The sequence below is a fragment of the Thauera sp. JM12B12 genome (genome assembly GCF_039614725.1).
Classification (GTDB): domain Bacteria; phylum Pseudomonadota; class Gammaproteobacteria; order Burkholderiales; family Rhodocyclaceae; genus Thauera.
In genome coordinates this window covers 2,846,415-2,864,282 of the sequence record NZ_CP154859.1, presented here as the reverse complement: position 1 = coordinate 2,864,282, position 17,868 = coordinate 2,846,415, and the positions used below count along the sequence as shown (strand labels likewise).

General features: G+C 70.2%; 15 protein-coding genes. 6 read left to right on the top strand and 9 right to left on the bottom strand.

The genetic code is table 11. The annotated features are described in order from the left end of the window. Positions 1 to 66 precede the first annotated feature (66 nt). The gene (locus tag AAG895_RS12965; RefSeq protein ID WP_345792422.1) at positions 67 to 981 is read right to left on the bottom strand and encodes a LysR substrate-binding domain-containing protein; all 915 of its coding nucleotides are present in this window, start codon (positions 979 to 981) and stop codon (positions 67 to 69) included. 97 nt (positions 982 to 1,078) lie between these two features. Here AAG895_RS12965 and AAG895_RS12960 point away from each other — a divergent pair, with 97 nt between their 5' ends. Together AAG895_RS12960 and AAG895_RS12955 are read left to right on the top strand one after the other, a co-directional pair. Continuing rightward, entirely contained in the window at positions 1,079 to 2,302 is a 1,224-nt protein-coding gene (locus tag AAG895_RS12960) for an MFS transporter (RefSeq protein ID WP_345792421.1), read from the top strand. A 78-nt stretch (positions 2,303 to 2,380) separates the two neighbouring features. Further along, positions 2,381 to 2,830 (top strand): MaoC family dehydratase, encoded by a 450-nt coding sequence (locus AAG895_RS12955; protein ID WP_345792420.1) that lies wholly within the window; start codon positions 2,381 to 2,383, stop codon positions 2,828 to 2,830. Positions 2,831 to 2,872: 42 nt separating this feature from the next. Here AAG895_RS12955 and fdhF read toward each other — a convergent pair whose 3' ends face one another. The 3 genes from fdhF to AAG895_RS12940 all read right to left on the bottom strand — a co-directional run bounded on the left by fdhF (position 2,873) and on the right by AAG895_RS12940 (position 7,969). Next, on the bottom strand, positions 2,873 to 5,731 hold the full coding sequence (gene fdhF, locus AAG895_RS12950; protein WP_345792419.1) for a formate dehydrogenase subunit alpha: 2,859 nt from the start codon (positions 5,729 to 5,731) through the stop codon (positions 2,873 to 2,875). Further along, positions 5,728 to 7,473, bottom strand: a complete 1,746-nt coding sequence (locus AAG895_RS12945; protein ID WP_345792418.1) for an NADH-ubiquinone oxidoreductase-F iron-sulfur binding region domain-containing protein — start codon at positions 7,471 to 7,473, stop codon at positions 5,728 to 5,730. The genes fdhF and AAG895_RS12945 overlap by 4 nt, the downstream gene beginning before the upstream one ends. A gap of 82 nt (positions 7,474 to 7,555) precedes the next feature. Further along, positions 7,556 to 7,969 (bottom strand): hypothetical protein, encoded by a 414-nt coding sequence (locus AAG895_RS12940; protein ID WP_345792417.1) that lies wholly within the window; start codon positions 7,967 to 7,969, stop codon positions 7,556 to 7,558. Between the two features lie 267 nt (positions 7,970 to 8,236). Between AAG895_RS12940 and AAG895_RS12935 the strand changes: the two genes are divergently transcribed. Next, positions 8,237 to 10,276 (top strand): sigma-54-dependent Fis family transcriptional regulator, encoded by a 2,040-nt coding sequence (locus AAG895_RS12935; protein WP_345792416.1) that lies wholly within the window; start codon positions 8,237 to 8,239, stop codon positions 10,274 to 10,276. A 4-nt stretch (positions 10,277 to 10,280) separates the two neighbouring features. On the opposite strand, the gene AAG895_RS12930 is transcribed toward AAG895_RS12935, so the two are convergent. Then, complete coding sequence (locus AAG895_RS12930; protein WP_345792415.1) at positions 10,281 to 10,850, bottom strand: DUF302 domain-containing protein; 570 nt, start codon at positions 10,848 to 10,850, stop codon at positions 10,281 to 10,283. A 65-nt stretch (positions 10,851 to 10,915) separates the two neighbouring features. Here AAG895_RS12930 and AAG895_RS12925 point away from each other — a divergent pair, with 65 nt between their 5' ends. Further along, positions 10,916 to 11,401 carry a sel1 repeat family protein gene (locus AAG895_RS12925; RefSeq protein WP_345792414.1) on the top strand — a complete coding sequence of 162 codons (486 nt, stop codon included), beginning with the start codon at positions 10,916 to 10,918 and terminating at the stop codon, positions 11,399 to 11,401. Positions 11,402 to 11,452: 51 nt separating this feature from the next. On the opposite strand, the gene AAG895_RS12920 is transcribed toward AAG895_RS12925, so the two are convergent. Both AAG895_RS12920 and AAG895_RS12915 read right to left on the bottom strand, forming a co-directional pair. Further along, positions 11,453 to 12,385: a quinoprotein relay system zinc metallohydrolase 1 gene (locus AAG895_RS12920; protein ID WP_345795291.1), complete on the bottom strand. Its 933-nt coding sequence runs from the start codon at positions 12,383 to 12,385 to the stop codon at positions 11,453 to 11,455. A 107-nt stretch (positions 12,386 to 12,492) separates the two neighbouring features. After that, complete coding sequence (locus tag AAG895_RS12915; RefSeq protein WP_345792413.1) at positions 12,493 to 13,332, bottom strand: quinoprotein dehydrogenase-associated SoxYZ-like carrier; 840 nt, start codon at positions 13,330 to 13,332, stop codon at positions 12,493 to 12,495. 362 nt (positions 13,333 to 13,694) lie between these two features. Between AAG895_RS12915 and AAG895_RS12910 the strand changes: the two genes are divergently transcribed. Together AAG895_RS12910 and AAG895_RS12905 are read left to right on the top strand one after the other, a co-directional pair. Beyond that, positions 13,695 to 15,494, top strand: a complete 1,800-nt coding sequence (locus tag AAG895_RS12910) for a methanol/ethanol family PQQ-dependent dehydrogenase (RefSeq protein ID WP_345792412.1) — start codon at positions 13,695 to 13,697, stop codon at positions 15,492 to 15,494. Between the two features lie 148 nt (positions 15,495 to 15,642). After that, entirely contained in the window at positions 15,643 to 16,485 is an 843-nt protein-coding gene (locus AAG895_RS12905) for a cache domain-containing protein (RefSeq protein WP_345795290.1), read from the top strand. A gap of 58 nt (positions 16,486 to 16,543) precedes the next feature. Here AAG895_RS12905 and AAG895_RS12900 read toward each other — a convergent pair whose 3' ends face one another. After that, positions 16,544 to 17,392, bottom strand: coding sequence for a transporter substrate-binding domain-containing protein (locus AAG895_RS12900; RefSeq protein ID WP_345792411.1), 849 nt, complete (start codon positions 17,390 to 17,392; stop codon positions 16,544 to 16,546). After that, a complete protein-coding gene (pedF, locus tag AAG895_RS12895) occupies positions 17,379 to 17,828 on the bottom strand; it encodes a cytochrome c-550 PedF (protein ID WP_345792410.1) in 450 nt (149 codons plus the stop codon). Before pedF ends, AAG895_RS12900 begins: the two co-directional genes overlap by 14 nt. Positions 17,829 to 17,868: the final 40 nt, after the last annotated feature.

The following is a 17,868-nucleotide window of genomic DNA, read 5'->3' as shown; positions in this document are numbered from 1 at the left end:
ACCGTGCGCGATCCAGCGGGATGAGGCGGGCGTCCCCTTGCGTCGCCGGGTCGGTGGCAGCAGCCTTCATGACGGAGGGCCTGGCGGCACATGGACCGAGTTGCCGGCCTCATCGATCAACCACTGCTTGACCGTCGCCACGGCCGGGCGCAGCGGCAGCCTGCCGTGGTGCGCCAGGTAGTAGCCCTGCGTCAGCGCCAGCGCGTGCGCGAACGCTTCCACCAGCGAGCCTTCGGCCAGTTCCGCTTCCACCAGGTGCGGGCTGGTCAGGATCAGGCCCTGTCCCAGGCGCGCGGCCTCGATCGCCATCAGGCTCTGGTCGAAGTGGATGCGCGGGATGGCAGCGATCCGCGCCGCCGACAGCCGGCTGTAGCGCTCCAGCCAGGTCGGCCAGTGCGGTTGCAGCGTCGTCACCAGCAGCGTCGCGCGCGCCACGTCGTCCGGTTCGCGCAGGTCGAGCGGGGCGAGGTAGCGCGGGTTGGCGTAGACGCGGCTCTCGTCCTGGAGCAGCAGCGTCACGTCGAGTTCGGGGGCCTGGCCGTCGAAATACCGGATGGCGAGGTCGATGGATTCGCGCTCGAGGTCGATCACCTGGGGCGTGGCATTGAGGTGCAGTTCGATCTCGGGATGCTGGCGTAGCAGGCTGGCCATGCGGCTGGCGAACCACTTGGTGGCAAAGCCCGGCGGCATGGACAGCACCACTGCGCTGTTGCGGCGGTCGCGGAGCCTGTGGCTGGCGTCGGCGATCTGCGCCAACGCGGGCTGGATGCGCTTCCAGTAGCCGAGCGCGTCCTCGGTCGGCTGCACCTGGCGGACCTGGCGCACGAACAGTGCGACGCCCAGCCATTCCTCCAGCTTCTGGATCTGCTGGCCGACGGCACCAGGGGTGACGAAGAGTTCCGCCGCAGCAAGAGAAAAACTGCCGGTGCGCATCGCGGCGTCGAAGGCAACAAGCGCTTTCAGGGGCGGGTAAGGATTCATGGCGTAGAAAAACTATTGCATGGCGCAGTATAGATCGTTTGTCGGCGAGTTCCCGGGCGGACACAATCGCGCTCGTCTGAAAGCGGAAGTTCGAGCCATGTTCCAAACCCTGCGCCGCGCCGACGTGCTGGTCGTCACCCTGGCCGCCGCCGGCATCCTGATGGTCACGATGGGCGTGCGGCAGTCGTTCGGACTGTTCGTCAGCCCGCTCAACAGCGCGACCGGCATGGGCGTGGCCACCGTCAGCCTGGCGCTGGCGATCGGTCAGCTCAGCTGGGGGGCGATCCAGCCCGTTGCCGGCGCGCTCGCCGACCGCTACGGAGCGCGGGTGGTGCTGGTGGCGGGCCTGGTGGTGCTCGCAGTGGGTTGCGCGCTGACGCCCTTCGTCGACGACGGCTTCGGCCTCGCGGTGAGCCTGGGCCTGCTGGCCTCGATGGGCTCGGGGATCGGCAGCTTCTCGGTGCTGATCGGTGCCGCGGCGCAGCGACTGCCGGCCGATGCGCGCGGTGCGGCGTCGGGGGTGATCAACGCCGGCGGCTCGTTCGGCCAGTTCGTGTTCGCGCCGCTGTTGCAGAAGCTGATCCAGTCGATCGGCTGGATGGGCGCGATGTGGGCGATGGCGCTGGCGGCGCTGGCTGCGCTGCCGCTGGTCGGCCGGCTCGCGGCGCCCGGTGCCGCGACCGCAGCGGCGCATGCGGCGGGGAGCGAACAGCGCCTTGGCCCGGCCGTGCGCGCGGCGCTGAAGGACCGGAGCTACCTGCTGCTGCACGCGGGCTTCTTCACCTGCGGCTTTCACATCGCCTTCCTGGTCACGCATCTGCCCGGCGAGGTCGACCTGTGCGGCCTTCCGGCCGGCGTGGCCAGCACCTCGCTGGCCATCATCGGGCTGGCCAACGTGTTCGGCAGCCTGTTCGCCGGCGCCTGGGTGGGGCGCTACCGCAGCAAGCACGTGCTGTCCTTGATGTATGGCTCGCGCGCGCTGCTGATCGCCTGGTACCTGCTGATGCCGCCCACCGCATGGACCTTCTACCTGTTCGCCGCCGGCCTGGGCTTCACGTGGCTGGCCACGGTGCCGCCGACGGCGGCGATCGTCGGCAAGCTGTTCGGCACGCGCTATCTGGCGACGCTGTTCGGGCTGACCCTGCTGTCGCACCAGATCGGCGGCTTTCTCGGTGCCTGGCTGGGCGGACTTGCATTGAGCGAGTTCGGCGACTTCACTTGGATGTGGTACGCGGACATGGCGCTCGCGCTCGCCGCCGCACTGGTCAATCTCCCCATACGCGAGGCGCGGGTGCAGCCGCTGCAGGCGCGCGCCGCCTGACCCGCCTGCGCGCGGCGATCGCGTCGTCCGCGGCTTCAATCAAGATCAACACGATCACCTGGCAAAGGAGCCTGGACGATGACACCGCCTCACTATCTCGACGACCTGACCGTGGGCCAGAAATTCGGCTCGGGCCGCCGCACGCTCGGACTCGACGCGATCCGGTCCTTTGCGGCCGAATTCGACCCGCAGCCCTTCCACCTCGATGAGGCGGCGGCGCAGGAAACGCTCTTCCGCGGGCTCGCGGCCAGCGGCTGGCACACGGCGGCGGTCACCATGCGGCTGCTGGTAGACAGCGAGTTCCGCCCGGCCGGCGGCGTGGTCGGCGCCGGCCTGGAGGAACTGCGCTGGCCGCGGCCGGCGCGGCCAGGGGATGAGTTGCGTCTCGAGATCGAGGTGCTCGATGTCCGCCCGTCGAAGTCACGGCCGGAGCAGGGCATCGTCAAGGTGCGCGTCACGACGCTGAACCAGGACGACGAGGCGCTGCAGGTCTATGTAGCGAATGTGGTGGTGAAACGGCGGGTTTGATGGCAGGCCGGTCGTGCCGAGGGGCGGCCGACCGGCCTTGGACTATGCCGCGGGAGCGCCCGCCCCCAGTCTGCATGCCGCGTACTTGAACTCGGGAATCTTGCCGTACGGGTCGAGCGCCGGATTGGTCAGCATGTTGGCCGCCGCTTCCACGTAGCAGAAGGGCACGAAGACCATGCCTTCGGGCATCAGCGGGTCGGTGCGGGCGGCGAGCGTGATCCTGCCGCGGCGGGTCTCGATGGACAGTGCAGCGCCGGGTTCGAGTCCCAGGCGGGCGAGTTCGCCGGGCGCGAGGGTGGCCACCGCGGCCGGTTCCAGCGCGTCGAGCACGCTGGCGCGGCGGGTCATCGAGCCGGTGTGCCAGTGTTCGAGCTGGCGGCCGGTGATGAGCACGGTGGGGAAGGCGTCGTCGATCGGCTCGTCGGGCGGTAGCGGCACCGTGGGGCGGAAGCGGGCGCGGCCGCTGGCGGTGGGGAAGCGGTCGCCGAAGACCACGTCCAGGCCGGGGGCGTCGTCGGCGGGGCAGGGGTAGGTGACCGACGCTTCGGCCTGCAGGCGTTCCCAGCTGATGTGGTCGAGCGAGTGCATGCCGCGCTTCATCTCGGCGAACACGTCGCGCGGGTGGGTGTAGTGCCAGTCGAGCCCGAGCCGTCGGGCGATCTCCTGGATGATCCACCAGTCGGGGCGGGCGTCGCCGGGCAGGGGTACGGCGGCGCGGCCCATCTGCACCTGGCGGTTGGTGTTGGTGACGGTGCCGTCCTTCTCGGCCCAGGCCGAGGCGGGCAGGATGACGTCGGCGAACTGCGCGGTCTCGGTGACGAAGAGGTCCTGCACGACCAGGTGTTCAAGCCTGGCGAGCGCGCCGCGGGCGTGGTCGAGGTCGGGGTCGGACATGGCCGGGTTCTCGCCCTGGATGTACATGCCGCGGATGGTGCCGGCGTGGATGGCGTGCACGATCTCGACCACGGTGAGGCCGGGCTTGTCGGCCAGCGGTTGGTCGGGTGGCGTGTTCCACAGCTCCTCGAAGGCGGCGCGGATCTGCGCGTCGCCCACCGGCTGGTAGTCGGGGAAGACCATCGGGATGAGGCCGGCGTCCGATGCACCCTGCACATTGTTCTGCCCGCGCAGCGGATGCAGGCCGGTGCCGGGGCGGCCGATCTGGCCAGTGGCGAGCGCGAGCGAGATCAGGCAGCGCGCGTTGTCGGTGCCATGCGTGTGCTGCGAGATGCCCATGCCCCAGAAGATCATCGCGCGATCGGCCTTGGCGTACAGGCGGGCGATGTCGCGGATCTCGTCGGGGGCGACGCCGCAGGCGGGCGCCATGGCCTCGGGCGTCATCGGCGCGACATGGGCCTTGAGCGCCTCGAAGCCTTCGGTGTGGGCGGCGATGTAGGCCTCGTCGTAGAGGTGTTCGGTGACGATGACGTTGAGCATGGCGTTCAACAGCGACACGTCGCTGCCCGGGGTGAAGCGCACCATGCGGTGGGCGTAGGCGCCCATGGTGATGCCGCGCGGGTCGAGCACGATGAGCTTGGTGCCGCGCTTGGCCGCCTGCTTGAAGTAGGTGGCGGCGACCGGGTGGTTCACGGTCGGGTTGCAGCCGGTGAGGATGACGACGTCGGCTTGCTGGGCCTGCATGAAGGATGCGGTGACCGCGCCCGAGCCGATGCATTCGATCAGCGCCGCCACCGAGCTGGCATGGCACAGGCGGGTGCAGTGGTCGACATGATTCGAATGGAAGCCGGTGCGCACCAGTTTCTGGAACAGCCAGGCTTCCTCGTTCGAACACTTGGCGCTGCCAAAGCCGGCGAGCGCGTCGGGGCCGTGCGCGTCGCGCAGGCGGCGCAGGCCGGCGGCGGCGAGGTCGAGCGCCTCGTCCCAGCTGGCGACGCGGAAATGGGTGAGCGGCTTGGCGGGGTCGAAATCCGGGTCGAGGCCTTTCGGCACGCCTTCGCGGCGGATCAGCGGCACGGTGAGGCGCGACGGGTGGTTGGGGTAGTCGAAGCCGAAGCGGCCCTTGACGCACAGGCGGTTCTCGTTCGACGGCCCGTTGCGGCCTTCGACGAAGACGATCTTCTCGTCCTTGACGTGGTAGGTGAGCTGGCAACCCACGCCACAGTAGGGACAGACCGAATCCACCTTGCGGTCGGCGCAGGCCGAGTCGCCGCGGCCGTGTGCGTCGACGATGCGGGCGGGCATCAGCGCGCCGGTCGGGCAGGCCTGCACGCATTCGCCGCAGGCCACGCAGGTGCTGTCGCCCATCGGATCGTCGAAGTCGAAAACGATCTTCGAGCCTGCGCCGCGGTAGGCGAGGCCGATGACGTCGTTGACCTGCACCTCGCGGCAGGCGCGCACGCACAGGTTGCACGCGATGCAGGCGTCGAGGTTGACGTGCATCGCGGTGTGCGAGGTGTCGGGCGGGTTCGGGGCTGCGCGGCGCGGCGGCAGTCGGGCGTGCGGTGCGTCGGGCGCGTCGATGTCGAGCGCCATCAGATCGACCATCTCCCAGAAGTGGCTGGAGCGGTCGGGGCTGTCGGCGCGCGCCGGCTGGTCGGCGAGCAGCAGCGTCATGACGCCCTCGCGCGCGTTGCGCACGCGCTCGGACGAGGCGCTCTTCACCACCATGTCGGGCATCGCCGGGCGGATGCAGCTTGCGGCGAGCGTGCGCTCACCCTCGATCTCGACCATGCAGGCGCGGCAGTTGCCGTCGGCGCGGTAACCCGGCGCGTCCTTGAAGCACAGGTGCGGGATGCGTTCGCCTGCACGCCTGGCGACCTGCCACAGGGTCTCGCCCGGAAAAGCCTGCACGCGGACGCCGTCGAGGGTGAGCTCGAAGGCGCCCGACGGTGCAGTCAAGGAGGGAGCCGGGGAGTGGGTGGGCGCGGAGGTGGGCGTGCTCATGAGGCGGATTCCGTGTTCGCCGCAGCCGGGCGCAGGGTCACGCCCTGTTTCGCCAGTTCGGCCGGGAAGAAGCGCAGCAGGCTGGTCACCGGGTTGGGCGCGGCCTGGCCGAGGCCGCAGATCGAGGCGTCCTGCATGACCCGGGCGAGGCGGTCGAGTTGGTCGGCGTCCCATTCGTCGCACGCGAGCAGACCGAGCATCTTCTCGGTGCCGACGCGACACGGCGTGCACTGGCCGCAGGACTCGTCGGCAAAGAAGGCCATCAGGTTCTTCGCCACCGCGCGCAGGTCGTCCTGGTCGGAGATCACGATGACGGCGGCCGAGCCGATGAAGCAGCCATGGGGCTGCAGGGTGTCGAAGTCGAGCGGGATATCGGCCCTGTTCGCGGGCAGGATGCCGCCCGAGGCGCCACCGGGCAGGTAGGCGAGCAGGCGGTGGCCCTCCATCATGCCGCCGCAGTATTCGTCGACCAGTTCCTGCAAGGTGATGCCGGCCGGCGCCAGATGCACGCCTGGTCGCGCGACGCGGCCCGATACCGAGAAGCTGCGCAGGCCCTTGCGTCCGTGGCGGCCCTGGCTGGCGAACCAGTCGGCGCCGTGCTGCCACAGCAGCGGAATCCAGTACACCGTCTCGACGTTGTTCACCAGCGTCGGGCGATCGAAGAGCCCCTTCTGCGCGACGAAGGGCGGGCGATGGCGCGGCTTGCCGGGCTTGCCCTCGAGCGACTCGATGAGCGCCGATTCCTCGCCGCAGATGTACGCGCCAGCACCGCGGCGCAGGTGGATGAAGCCGGGGGCGGCGAGGCCGGCGGCCTCGGCTTCGGCGATGGCTTCGCGCAGCACCGCGTGCAGGCCGGGGTATTCGTCGCGCAGGTAGATGTAGAGCGCCGCGGCGTCGACCCCGAGGGCGCTGACGAGCGCGCCTTCGAGGAAGCGGTGCGGGGCCTGCTCGAGGTAATGGCGGTCCTTGAAGGTGCCCGGCTCGCCCTCGTCGGCGTTGATCACCATGTAGCGCGGGGCCGGCTCGGCGCGCACGAAGGCCCACTTCCTGAAGGTGGGAAAGCCGGCGCCGCCGAGGCCGCGCAGGCCGGCGTCCTGCAGTACGGCGCTGATCTGCTCGATGGTGATGCTGCCGCCGCGCAGGTCCCGCAGCAGGCGATAGCCGCCCCCCGCCTCGTAGTCGGGCAGGTGCTGCCAGCCAATCGGATCGGGATGCAGGTCGCCCGCGCGCAGCAAGGCACGCACGGCAGCCGGCGTGGCGTGGCCGAGGTGGCGATGGCCTGCCTCTATCACGGGCGCGACGTCGCAGCGGCCCATGCAGGGTGCGCGCAGCACGCGGATCTCCGCAGGATCGACCTCGGCTGCGAGTGCGGAATGCAGGGTGCGCGCCCCCGCGAGTTCGCACGACAGGGAGTCGCAGACCCGGATGGTCACCGCGGGCGGTGGAATCTCTCCGTCGGGCACGATGTCGAAATGGGCGTAGAAGGTGGCGGTCTCGTAAACCGCGGCCATCGGCAGGTTCATCCAGTGCGCGAGCGCGCGCAGGTGGCGCAGCGCCAGGTGACCATGCCGGTCCTGAAGGGCGTGCAGGTGCTCGATGAGCATGTCGCGCGCGCGCGAGCGGCCCGCGAGCAGGTCTTCCACCTCGCGCAAGGCGGCGGGGTCGAGCTGGCGGCCGCGCGGGGTGCCGCGGGTCTTGCGGCGGGCGGCGACGGGGTCTGTGGCGGGGTGCTGATCGGCCATCTTTGGGGCGGTTCCGGTGGAGACGTGTCCGGTGAGTGCGTGGGTGGCGAGATACGTGTGGCAGCGTGCGCCGAGCGGGTCCTCAGTTGCCGAAGAGCCGCGCCATCAGGCGGCCGAACCAGCCCGTCGACGCCGGCGGGGCGGCATGCTGGGGCGCGCGTGGCGCCGCCTCGCCGTGTGGGCTGGGCGCCGTCGCGGCTTCGCGGGAGGCGGCTGTCGGGCGTGCCGGGGCCGGTTCGGCGACGACGGAAGCCGCCGCGGAGGGCTCGGCGCCCTGTTTTGGTGCGCTTGCACGCGCGATGGGTGCAGATGTCGCGGCATCCGCGCCGTGTCCGCCCCGAGCCGTGCTGCCGGCGGCGAGCCGTGCGTCGAGCAACTGCATGTAGTGGCGCAGCAGCACCGATTCCTCGGGCGGCGGCGGCAGGCCGGCGGTGGAGGCGAGCTGCTCGAAATGACGCCGGAGGATGGAGTCGGTCGGAACAGGGCAGGCAAGCATGATGAATGCCTCCTCTCGAGAGTTGAGCGCCATGGCGCTGGGGTACGACAAGACGGGGCGCGGTCTGCCCGAGTGTCTCAGCACGCAAGCCCTGTGCCAAGCGCGTGCGCACGCCGGCCGGGGAGGAACGCGCAGCGTCGCGGCCAGCCGCGCCGAATGATGTTGTCCCTGATTTGCTTCAATGTAGGGCAGGTGCTACTTTTTTGAACATAACGATAAGGACGCAGCCGCGGACGACGTTTCCGCGGCGCAGACGAGGAGGGTGACATGACGGGTGTGCCGCAACTGAGCAAGGCGCGGGAGGATCGCGTCGCGCTCGCGCGCAAGGCGTTCTTCAGCCGGGGCGTGTTGCCCGATGACGAGGTGTCGCCGCTGATCCTGCGTTCGTGGGCGCGCTGCCGCGATTCCGGTCTCGACCCCGGCAGCACCCGCGCGGTAGAGGTCGCCGGGCGCGGTCAGCTCGAGGAGTCGCGCAACCAGAGCGGCCGCCTGCTCGGCCTTGCCAGCGGCGTGATGGAGCACGTGTTCGACCAGATCCGCGCCTCGGGCAGCATGGTCATCCTCGCCGACCTCGATGGCATGATCATCCACAGCCTCGGCGACCCTGCCTTCGTCGATCGCGCGCAGCGCGTCGCCTTGCAGCCCGGTGCGCGCTGGGACGAGGCCAGCCTGGGGACCAACGGCATCGGTACCGCGCTCCTCGAGCGCGCACCGGTGGAGGTCTTCGGATCCGAGCACTACCTGGACCGCAACGTCTTCCTCACCTGCTGCGCGTCGCCGATCTACGACGCCCACGGCAACATGGCGGGCGTGTTCGACATCTCGGGCGATTACCGCAACCCGCAGCGGCACACGATGGGCTTGGTGCGGCTGTCGGTGCAGCTGCTCGAGAAGCGTCTGTTCGAGGACGAATTCGCCAAGCACATCGTGTTCGCCTTCCACTCCCGGCCCGAGTACGTCGGCAGCCTGCAGGAGGGCCTGATCGCGCTCGGCCCCGATGGCGCCATCCTCGGCGCCAACCGCGCGGCGCGCGAATGGCTGGTGCGTCAGGTGGGCGAAGCCGGTACCGCCAGCTTCGGCGATCTGTTCAAGCTCGGCTTCGGCACCATCCTCGACCGCGCGCAGGGCAGCGCCGGCGAGCTCGTGCGCCTGGGCATGAAGAACGGCGGCGAGATCTGGGTCCAGGTGCGCGGCATGCGCCCGCTGGCCATGGCCGGGGCGGCGATGCCGGAGTCCGAGGAGTCGCGGCCGCGCGCGGTGGCCGCCGCCGGCGCACGCGGCACGGAACCCAGGGCAGGCGATCCGCTCACGCTCGACCAGCTGGCGACCGGCGACGAGCGCATGCGGCGCGCGATCGAGCGCGCGCGGCGCATCGGTGGCAAGGACATCCCGCTGCTCATCCAGGGCGAGTCCGGTTCGGGCAAGGAACTCTTTGCGCGCGCCTTCCACAATGCGTCGCGGCGTGCCGATGGCCCTTTCGTGGCGCTCAACTGCGCGGCGATTCCCGAGAACCTGATCGAATCCGAGCTCTTCGGCTATGTCGGCGGCGCCTTCACCGGCGCGCGCCGCGAGGGCGCGATCGGCAAGGTGCAGCAGGCCCACGGCGGCACATTGTTCCTCGACGAGATCGGCGACATGCCGCTGGCGATGCAGACCCGGCTGCTGCGCGTGCTGCAGGAGCGCAGCGTGACGCCGGTGGGGGGCATGCGCGCGATCCCGGTGGACATCCAGCTCGTTTGCGCCACGCACCGCGTGCTACGCGATGCGGTGGCGAACGCCGATTTCCGCGAGGACCTCTATTACCGCATCAACGGCCTCACGGTGACGCTGCCGCCGCTGCGCGAGCGCAGCGACGTGTCCACCCTGGTCGATCGCCTGCTGCAGGCCGAGGCGCGCGAATCCGGGCGCGACGAGATCCGCATCAGCGCCGAGGTGCGGCAGTTCTTCCTGCGCTACGCCTGGCCGGGAAACATCCGCCAGCTGCACAGCGTGATCCGGGTGTCGGCCGCGCTGCTCGACGACGACGAGGACGAGATCGGCTCGCTGCATCTGCCCGAGGAGCTGTTCGGTCCCGATCCGCTGTGCGAGCGCAATGGCCAGATCGCCATGGCGATGAGTCCGCCTGCCGCGGCGCCCGCCGTGTCGCCCGAGGCGACCGAGCCTGCGGTGGCGCGCAGCCTGGACGAGCTCGAGCTCGAGGCGATCGCCGCGGTGATGCGCGAGGTCAAGGGCAACGTCTCGGCAGCCGCGCGCCGGTTGGGCGTGAGCCGCAACACCCTTTACCGCAAGCTCGGGCGCATGAGCTGAGCGCTCAGGGCCGGCCGACCAGGTTCGCCGCGCGCGCCACGATGCGCGCCAGCAACGCGCGCGCCGCATCGCCCCCTGCGCTGTCGAGCGCCGGCGGGCGGTAGGCCAGCGTGACGGTGCGCGGTGCCCCCGGCAGTGCATACACCGCTACCGAGAGCGGGCAGAGCGCGATGTTTTCCGCGGCCTCGGTCGCCAGGCGCGCGGCGACGCCCACGCTGCAGAAGGTCAGGATCTCGGCGTGCGCGTACAGGTTCGCGCGATGCCCGAGGTCGTCCGCGGTGCGGGCGAGCATGTCGGCGAAGTGGCTGACGACCGGGGCGGCGATGCCTTCCTCGGCGATCGCCTCGGCGAGCGCCTCGCGCACGTCCGCGTAATCGATGTCCTCCAGGCTGCGGGCGACGATGCCCGCCGCGCGGTCGCTGGCCTGTGCGGCCGGCCCGAGTCCGGGAAACAGCACACTGGCGGCGAGCAGCAGGCCGAGCGCCATGCTGCGCAGTGCGCGCCGCGCGCGCCCGGCTGTGCAGGCGCTGCACCGGGCCGGCTGTTCGGCGATGGCGCGTGCGGCGTGCTTCATCGCATGCCCCCGGGTGCATTTGTTGCTACGGGACGGCCATGTCCCCATTCCGGAGCATTGCGCGCATGAACATCCGCAGCTGTCTCGCCGCCCTGGCGATGGTCCAGGCCTGCATGGCATCGGCCCAGACCCTCGACGAGAGCGAGCTCGCCGACCTGGCGGCACGGCCGAGCATCGGCCTCTACAAGGCCTATGCCGAATTCAAGATGGCGCGCTACGACAGCGCGCGCAGCATCTGGCAGGCGCTGGCGGAGAAGGGAGTCGCCGAAGCCTGGTTCCATCTCGGCATCCTCGCCGAGGATGGACTGGGCGAGCCGCGCGATCCGGGTGCCGCGCTGGCGCGCTACCGGCGTGCGGCCGAGGCGGGCTCGGCGAAGGCGCAGTACCGGCTCGGCTTGCTCCATCTCGAGGGCAGGTTGGTGGCGCAGGATCGAGCGCAGGCGCGCTACTGGCTGGCGGTGGCTGCAGCCAACGGCGACGACGAGGCGGCGCGGCGGCTCGATGCGCTGCGCCGTGAGGAGGGGCCCGAGGGGCGTGTTGCTGCGCAGTGATGAAGCGCGCGGGGGCGGGCTGAGCGGACGCATGCTGGTGAGCCTGCCACGCTAGCGCGTGCGCGCGGCGAGTGCGGCCTGCTCCGCCGCCGGAAACAGGTGGGTGACCGAGCGCCGGAACTCCTGCTCGGCGAGGGCGAGGCCGGCGAAGCGCGGCGGGATCGGGATCGCGAACACCTCGTTCATGTCCAGGCCCTGTTCGGCGGCGCTGCGGATGGTGTCGGCGAGCCAGCGCAGCCAGTCGCGCGTCTCGTGCAGCGGCGCGGTGTCGGTGGCGACCTCGCCATGTCCGGGCACCCAGCGCCTGGCCGGCAGGCGCTCGAGCGCGTCGAGCGCCGCGAGCCAGCGCGCGACGTCGGCATGTGGCGTGGTGGCGGCGCGGCCGTTGAACACGAGGTCGGCGGCGAAGACGGTGCCGCTGTCATGGTCCACCACCACCAGGTCGGCCACCGTATGTCCGCCGAGGGCGACGAGCTCCACGTCGCGCCCGCCGATGCGCTGGCGTCCGGGGGCGAGGGCGCGGCCGGGCACGACCACCTCGGTGTCGCGCATCCAGTCGCCGTTGAGGCGGTACATGTTGGCGTTGAAGGCCTCGCCCTCGCCGCGCAGGGCGGCGAGGGTGTCCGGCAGCGCGGCGAGCGTGGCGGGCGGGAAGGCCTGGTTGCCGAGGAAGTGGTCGGGATGGTGATGGGTGTTGAGGGTGAGCACCACCGGCAGCGGGGTGACGCGGCGGATCGCCGCCAGCATCTGTTCGCCGTATCGCCGGGAGGGGCCGGTATCGATGACGATCACGCCCTCGGTGCCGACCAGGAAGCCGGTGTTCACGATGTTGCCGCCGTTGGTGAAGCTGAAATCCTCCTTCAGGCCGACGATGACATAGGCGCCCGGCGCGAGCTCGCGCGGCGCGAGCCGGTAGTCGAACGCGTCGGAGTGGGTGTCCGAGCGGGTGTCGGAGGGGGCGTTGGCAAAGGCCGGCGTGGCCATCATGGCAAGGACGAGCAGCATCAGCGCGGCGCCGACCCGGCGCAGGGCCGGGACGGCCACCGTGTGGTGGGCCAGCACGGTGGTGGGCAGGGGCTGGGCGGGGCGCATCATCGTGTCACCCAGGCGTCGATGCGGTTGCCGTTGTTGTCGCGGCCGCCGACATGGATACGGGTGCCGGGTGCGGCTGCGGCGAAGTCGAGCGTGAAGCTCGGGTTCTCCGCGACCGGCTCGAGCGGCTGGATGCGGCTCAGCACCTGACCGGCCTCGTCGGTGATCACGATGTCCTCGATGTGAAAGGCGGGGATGCCGGCCGCCAGGCCGGTGTCCATCGGATGGATGACGCGCATGCGCAGGCGCTCGCCGCCGCCGATCCGCGGCCACAGGCGTCCGTTGACCTCGTTGAGGCGCTCCTGCCATTCGGGCGAGCCCGAGCCGAGCGAGGGCAGGGTGCAGCCGCCGCCGGTGGTCGTCACCCAGGTGCCGCCCACGCGCCAGACACCATCGACCGTGCGCGCCGCGACGCGGATCGGCGAGGACTGCTGGAGCTTGATGCGGAAGCCCAGGCTCGCGCGCGCCGCACCGGGCTCGAAGCGCAGCACCTTCAGGATGGGGTTGAAGTCGGCGAACACGATCATCTCCTCGACGCCGGGCACGGCGCTGGCGTCGGCGGTGATCGGCACGTTGAGCGCATCCTCGGCCACGGCCGGACCGGTGACGGAGATGCGCTCGTCGAACACCACTGCCTGGCCGTCGAAGAAGGCCTTCTTCATGTCCTCCCAGCGCGGCGAGTCGAGCGGATCGGCTTGTGCGCCGGCGGTGGTGCCGGGTGCAGCGACGGATGCAGCGGCAGGGGCGGCCGCGCGCGCCGACAGCGGCGCGGCCAGCCCCGCCAGTGCGAGGCAGAGGGCGCACAGCAGTCCGCTGGCGGCGATCGATACGTGAGTCATTGGCTCTCCCGGGCAAGCTCATGGTGACGCGCTGCCGAACGCGCCCTCGCGCGCAGCCCAACACCTTGCGGTTGCGCGATGCAAGCCACATGCCAGCGCCAGCCAGGCGGCTGCGTCTGCCCGTGCGCGGCAAGACGCTGTCCGCGCCTGTTCCGATCCGCAACAGATGTGCTCCACCGCTACAGGGCGGGCAGGAGCGTTTCGACGACGCTGGAGCAGCGTTGCCGCCCGCGGAGGGCTTGAGGCCTGCGCCCCGGTACATGGCATGGCGATTGCAGTCTGTTGATCGTCCGGCTCAGCCAAGGCGCCGGAAGGCATGCGAAAGACACCATTCGCAAGAGAGACAAGAGGAGGAGTGGAACATGAAGAAGCACAACCCGCGGCAGTCCCTGACCGTCGCCCTGAGTTCGCTCGCCATCGCGCTGGCGGGCATCGGTGCCGCGCAGGCGGCTGGCGTGACCGACGAGGACATCCTCAAGGACGCCGAGACCACGCACCAGGTCGTCACCCACGGCCTGGGCACCAAGGGGCAGCGCTACAGCCCGCTCGCCAAGGTCAACGTCGACACCGTCAAGGACCTGGTGCCGGTGTGGGCGTTCTCCTTCGGTGGCGAGAAGCAGCGCGGCCAGCAGTCGCAACCGCTGATCTACGACGGCAAGATGTACGTGACCGGCTCCTACAGCCGCATCTACGCGCTCGACGTGAAGACCGGCGCCAAGCTGTGGAAGTACGAGCACCGCCTGCCCGAGGGCATCATGCCGTGCTGCGACGTGATCAACCGCGGCGCCGCGATCTATGGCGACCTGGTGATCTTCGGCACGCTCGACGCCCAGCTCGTCGCGCTCAACAAGGACACCGGCAAGGTGGTGTGGCGCGAGAAGGTCGACGACTACAAGGCCGGCTACTCGCTGACCGCGGCGCCGCAGATCGTCAAGGGCAAGATCATCACCGGCGTGTCGGGTGGCGAGTTCGGCGTCATGGGCCGGGTCGAGGCGCGCGACGCGAGGACCGGCAAGATGGTGTGGATGCGGCCGGTGGTCGAGGGCCACATGGGCTACACCTACGACAAGGACGGCAACAAGGTCGAGAACGGCATCTCCGGCACGACCAACGCCACCTGGCCGGGCGACCTGTGGAAGACCGGCGGCGCCGCGACCTGGCAGGCCGCCTACTACGACCCCGATGTCGACCTGATCTTCATGGGTACCGGCAACCCGGCGCCGTGGAACTCCTGGCTGCGCCCGGGCGACAACCTGTACTCCTCGGCTACCGTCGCCATCGACCCCGACACCGGCAAGATCGCCTGGCACTACCAGAGCACCCCGCACGACGGCTGGGACTACGACGGCGTGAACGAATTCGTGTCCTTCGAGTACAAGGACCCGAAGACCGGCCAGGTGGTGAAGGCCGGCGGCAAGGCCGACCGCAACGGCTTCTTCTTCGTCAATGACCGCAGCAACGGCAAGCTGTTGAACGCCTTCCCCTTCGTGACCCGCATCGACTGGGCCAAGGGCATCGACCTGCAGACCGGGCGGCCGCTGTTCGATGAGTCGAAGCGCCCGGGCAACCCCTTCACCGAGGGGGGCGGCGCGGTCGAGGGCGGCAAGGGCAAGGTGGTGTTCAACGCCCCGTCCTTCCTCGGCGGCAAGAACCAGATGCCGATGGCCTTCAGCCCCGACACCGGCCTGTTCTACGTGCCCGCCAACGAGTGGGGCATGGACATCTGGAACGAGCCGGTGAGCTACAAGCGCGGCGCCGCCTACCTGGGCGCGGGCTTCACCATCAAGCCGCTGTACGAGGACTACATCGGCGCCATGCGCGCGGTCGACCCGGTGAGCGGCAAGATCGTGTGGGAGGTCAAGAACAACGCACCGCTGTGGGGTGGTGTGCTGACCACCGGCGGCAACCTGGTGTTCTACGGTACCCCCGAGGGCTACCTGAAGGCCGTCAATGCCAAGACCGGCGACGAAGTGTGGCAGTACCAGACCGGCTCGGGCGTGATCGCGCCGCCGGTGACCTGGGAGATGGACGGTGAGCAGTACGTGGCCGTGGTGTCCGGCTGGGGCGGCGCGGTGCCGTTGTGGGGCGGTGACGTCGCCAAGCGCGTGAACTACCTCGAGCAGGGCGGCATGGTGTGGGTGTTCAAGCTGCACAAGAGCTGATCCCGAACGCCGCCCGCGGGCGGCGCCAAGGCCCTTCGTTGCGGCCCGGACGCGGCAGCGCCCGGGCCGCAACGCGTTGTGCGCCGCGCGCGAGGCGGCGTGCGCAGATGTTTCAAGACAAGGAGTCCAGACGATGAAGCAAACCTCGATGACCAGGACGGTGGCCGCCGTCGCGATCGCGGCCCTGACCAGCCTCGGCGCCCACGCCGCCGAGCGCGCCACCGCGCGCGAGGCCCAGGCGCTGTTCGAGCGCGCGGTCGACTACATGAACCAGAACGGCCCCGAGCGCGCCTTCGCGGCCTTCAACGACCGCCAGGGCGCGTTCGTGCGCAAGGACCTGTATGTGTTCGTGATCGACGACCAGGGCGTCTATCACGCCAGCGGCGCCGCCCCCGAGGCCCTGGTCGGCCTCACCGTGCTCAACACCACCGACGCCGCGGGCAACCCGCTGTTCCGCGAGATGATCGAGCGCACACGGGTGAGTCCGGAGGCGACCGTGCGCTACATGTGGCTCAACCGCGTCACCAACAAGGTCGAGCCCAAGGTGAGCTACGTGCGCAAGGTGGGCGGCTACGTGCTGGGCGTGGGCTATTCGGCGCCGCGGGCGACGGCGGACGATGCGCGGGCGATGCTCGATCGCGCGGTGGCGCTGGCGCGTACCGAGGGCCATGCCGCGGCAGCCGCGCGCTTCAACGATCGTCGCGGCGATTTCGTCAAGGACGACCTCTACGTGTTCATGGTGAACATGGACAGCGGCCGCTTCGAGGCGATGGGCATGAACCCGGCGCTGTCGGACACCGATGCGCTCGGCCTGCACGACGCGGCCGGTCATGCGCTGGTGGCCGAGATGATCGCCAAGCTGCAGGCGGCGGACGAAGCCACGGTGGACTACGTCTGGCGCAATCCGGTGACCAACAGGGTGGAGAACAAGCGTTCCTACGTGCGCCGCGACGGACGTTCGCTGATCGGGGTCGGGCACTACGTGGAATAAGGAGCAGAAGGTGTTCCGAAGCGCAACAAGTTCGCTGCGCTTCGGAACGCTCCATTGCTCAGGGCACGCGGTGGCGCACGCCGTTTGCTTCGAAGATGCGGCTGAGCTCGCCGGAACGCTGGAGATCCGCGAGGGCGCCGGAGAGCGCCTCGGCGAGCTGGCTGCTGTCGGCCTTGACCGCCATTCCGAGCGGCCAGCCGGTGAGGCGCAGTTCCGGCATCGCCAGCGTGTCGATGGCGACGCCGGCATGCGCGCCCAGCGCGGCCTCGAGTTCGCTGCGGGTGCCCATGACCGCGGCGACCTCGCCGCCCTTGAGGGCGCTGGCCGCCTCGGCCAGGTTGCGGTAATGCACGACGTTCGGCCGCAGGGCGCCCTCCCGCAGGTTGAGGAGGAAGTCGCTGGCGTGGGTGTCGAGCTCCACGCCGATGCGCTCGGTCTCGAACACCGCGAAGCTCTCCGTCGCCGAGCCCGTGGGCGCCGGCACGCGCTCGGCGATCCGCGCCAGCGCGAGGGTCTCGAGGTGGTAGGGGGCGAAGATCTTCACCTGGCGGTTGCTCGCCGCGAAATGCACGTCGACAGGCTCGTGCAGCATCACGTCGGCGGGCTTGGTGCCGAGGTAGTGGCCGCGCCAGACCATGTTGCGCAGATCGTCGTTCATGTTCTCGTCGGCGGGGAACTCGGCGATCTGCGGCTGCAGGCCGAGGCGCTCGGCGAGTGCGCGGGCAAGGGCGACGTCGATGCCCTTGCCGGCTGCCGACCAGGGCGCGAAGTTGGCGTAGACCGCTACCCGCAGGGTGCCCGGCTGCTGGAGCTCCAGCTCGGCCGCGGCCGCCCGCACCGGGCTGGCCGCGAGCAGCGCGAGGGCGCCTGCGCCGAGCAGGAAGCGGCGGCGGTCATTGCGCTTCATGGACCGTCTCCAGCCATGCGCGGATTGCCCACATGGCTTCCTGGGTGAGCGTGCCCTCGAATGGCGGCATGTATACCGCGCCGTTGCGGGTGACGCCGTTGCGCACCTTGCCGATGAAGAACTCGTCCATGTCGTCGCCCGGCTCGAGGAAGCGCAGGTCGGGAGCGATGCCGCCCGAGACCGCGCCTAGGCCGTGGCAGCGCGCGCAGTTCTGGTTGAAGGCCGAGTCGCCGATGCGGATGGCGTCGGTGTTGCCGCGATAGGGGTTGGCGATGCGCCAGTCCTCGCCGAGCTGGGTCAGGCTGGAGGTGTCCACCGCCTGCGGCGTGACGTCGCCGTGGGCGATCGCGAGGCTGGCCGAGGCCGTGATCGCGAGCGTGGCGGTACCGAGTGTGAGCCGGCGGAACAGTGTCTCCTTCAAGGTTGCTGTCTTCACCTTGTTGATCCTCATGGGTGTGGTTCGGTTCGGGTCTTGA

What these genes read in the sequence shown, in the direction of transcription:
- AAG895_RS12935 (WP_345792416.1), top strand. Translation starts at nt 8,237, where the DNA reads ATGACGGGTGTGCCGCAACTGAGCAAGGCGCGGGAGGATCGCGTCGCG.
- AAG895_RS12940 (WP_345792417.1), bottom strand. Translation starts at nt 7,969, where the DNA reads ATGCTTGCCTGCCCTGTTCCGACCGACTCCATCCTCCGGCGTCATTTC.
- AAG895_RS12955 (WP_345792420.1), top strand. Translation starts at nt 2,381, where the DNA reads ATGACACCGCCTCACTATCTCGACGACCTGACCGTGGGCCAGAAATTC.
- AAG895_RS12905 (WP_345795290.1), top strand. Translation starts at nt 15,643, where the DNA reads ATGACCAGGACGGTGGCCGCCGTCGCGATCGCGGCCCTGACCAGCCTC.
- AAG895_RS12930 (WP_345792415.1), bottom strand. Translation starts at nt 10,850, where the DNA reads ATGAAGCACGCCGCACGCGCCATCGCCGAACAGCCGGCCCGGTGCAGC.
- AAG895_RS12910 (WP_345792412.1), top strand. Translation starts at nt 13,695, where the DNA reads ATGAAGAAGCACAACCCGCGGCAGTCCCTGACCGTCGCCCTGAGTTCG.
- AAG895_RS12915 (WP_345792413.1), bottom strand. Translation starts at nt 13,332, where the DNA reads ATGACTCACGTATCGATCGCCGCCAGCGGACTGCTGTGCGCCCTCTGC.
- AAG895_RS12965 (WP_345792422.1), bottom strand. Translation starts at nt 981, where the DNA reads ATGAATCCTTACCCGCCCCTGAAAGCGCTTGTTGCCTTCGACGCCGCG.
- AAG895_RS12920 (WP_345795291.1), bottom strand. Translation starts at nt 12,385, where the DNA reads ATGGCCACGCCGGCCTTTGCCAACGCCCCCTCCGACACCCGCTCGGAC.
- AAG895_RS12945 (WP_345792418.1), bottom strand. Translation starts at nt 7,473, where the DNA reads ATGGCCGATCAGCACCCCGCCACAGACCCCGTCGCCGCCCGCCGCAAG.
- AAG895_RS12925 (WP_345792414.1), top strand. Translation starts at nt 10,916, where the DNA reads ATGAACATCCGCAGCTGTCTCGCCGCCCTGGCGATGGTCCAGGCCTGC.
- fdhF (WP_345792419.1), bottom strand. Translation starts at nt 5,731, where the DNA reads ATGAGCACGCCCACCTCCGCGCCCACCCACTCCCCGGCTCCCTCCTTG.
- AAG895_RS12900 (WP_345792411.1), bottom strand. Translation starts at nt 17,392, where the DNA reads ATGAAGCGCAATGACCGCCGCCGCTTCCTGCTCGGCGCAGGCGCCCTC.
- AAG895_RS12960 (WP_345792421.1), top strand. Translation starts at nt 1,079, where the DNA reads ATGTTCCAAACCCTGCGCCGCGCCGACGTGCTGGTCGTCACCCTGGCC.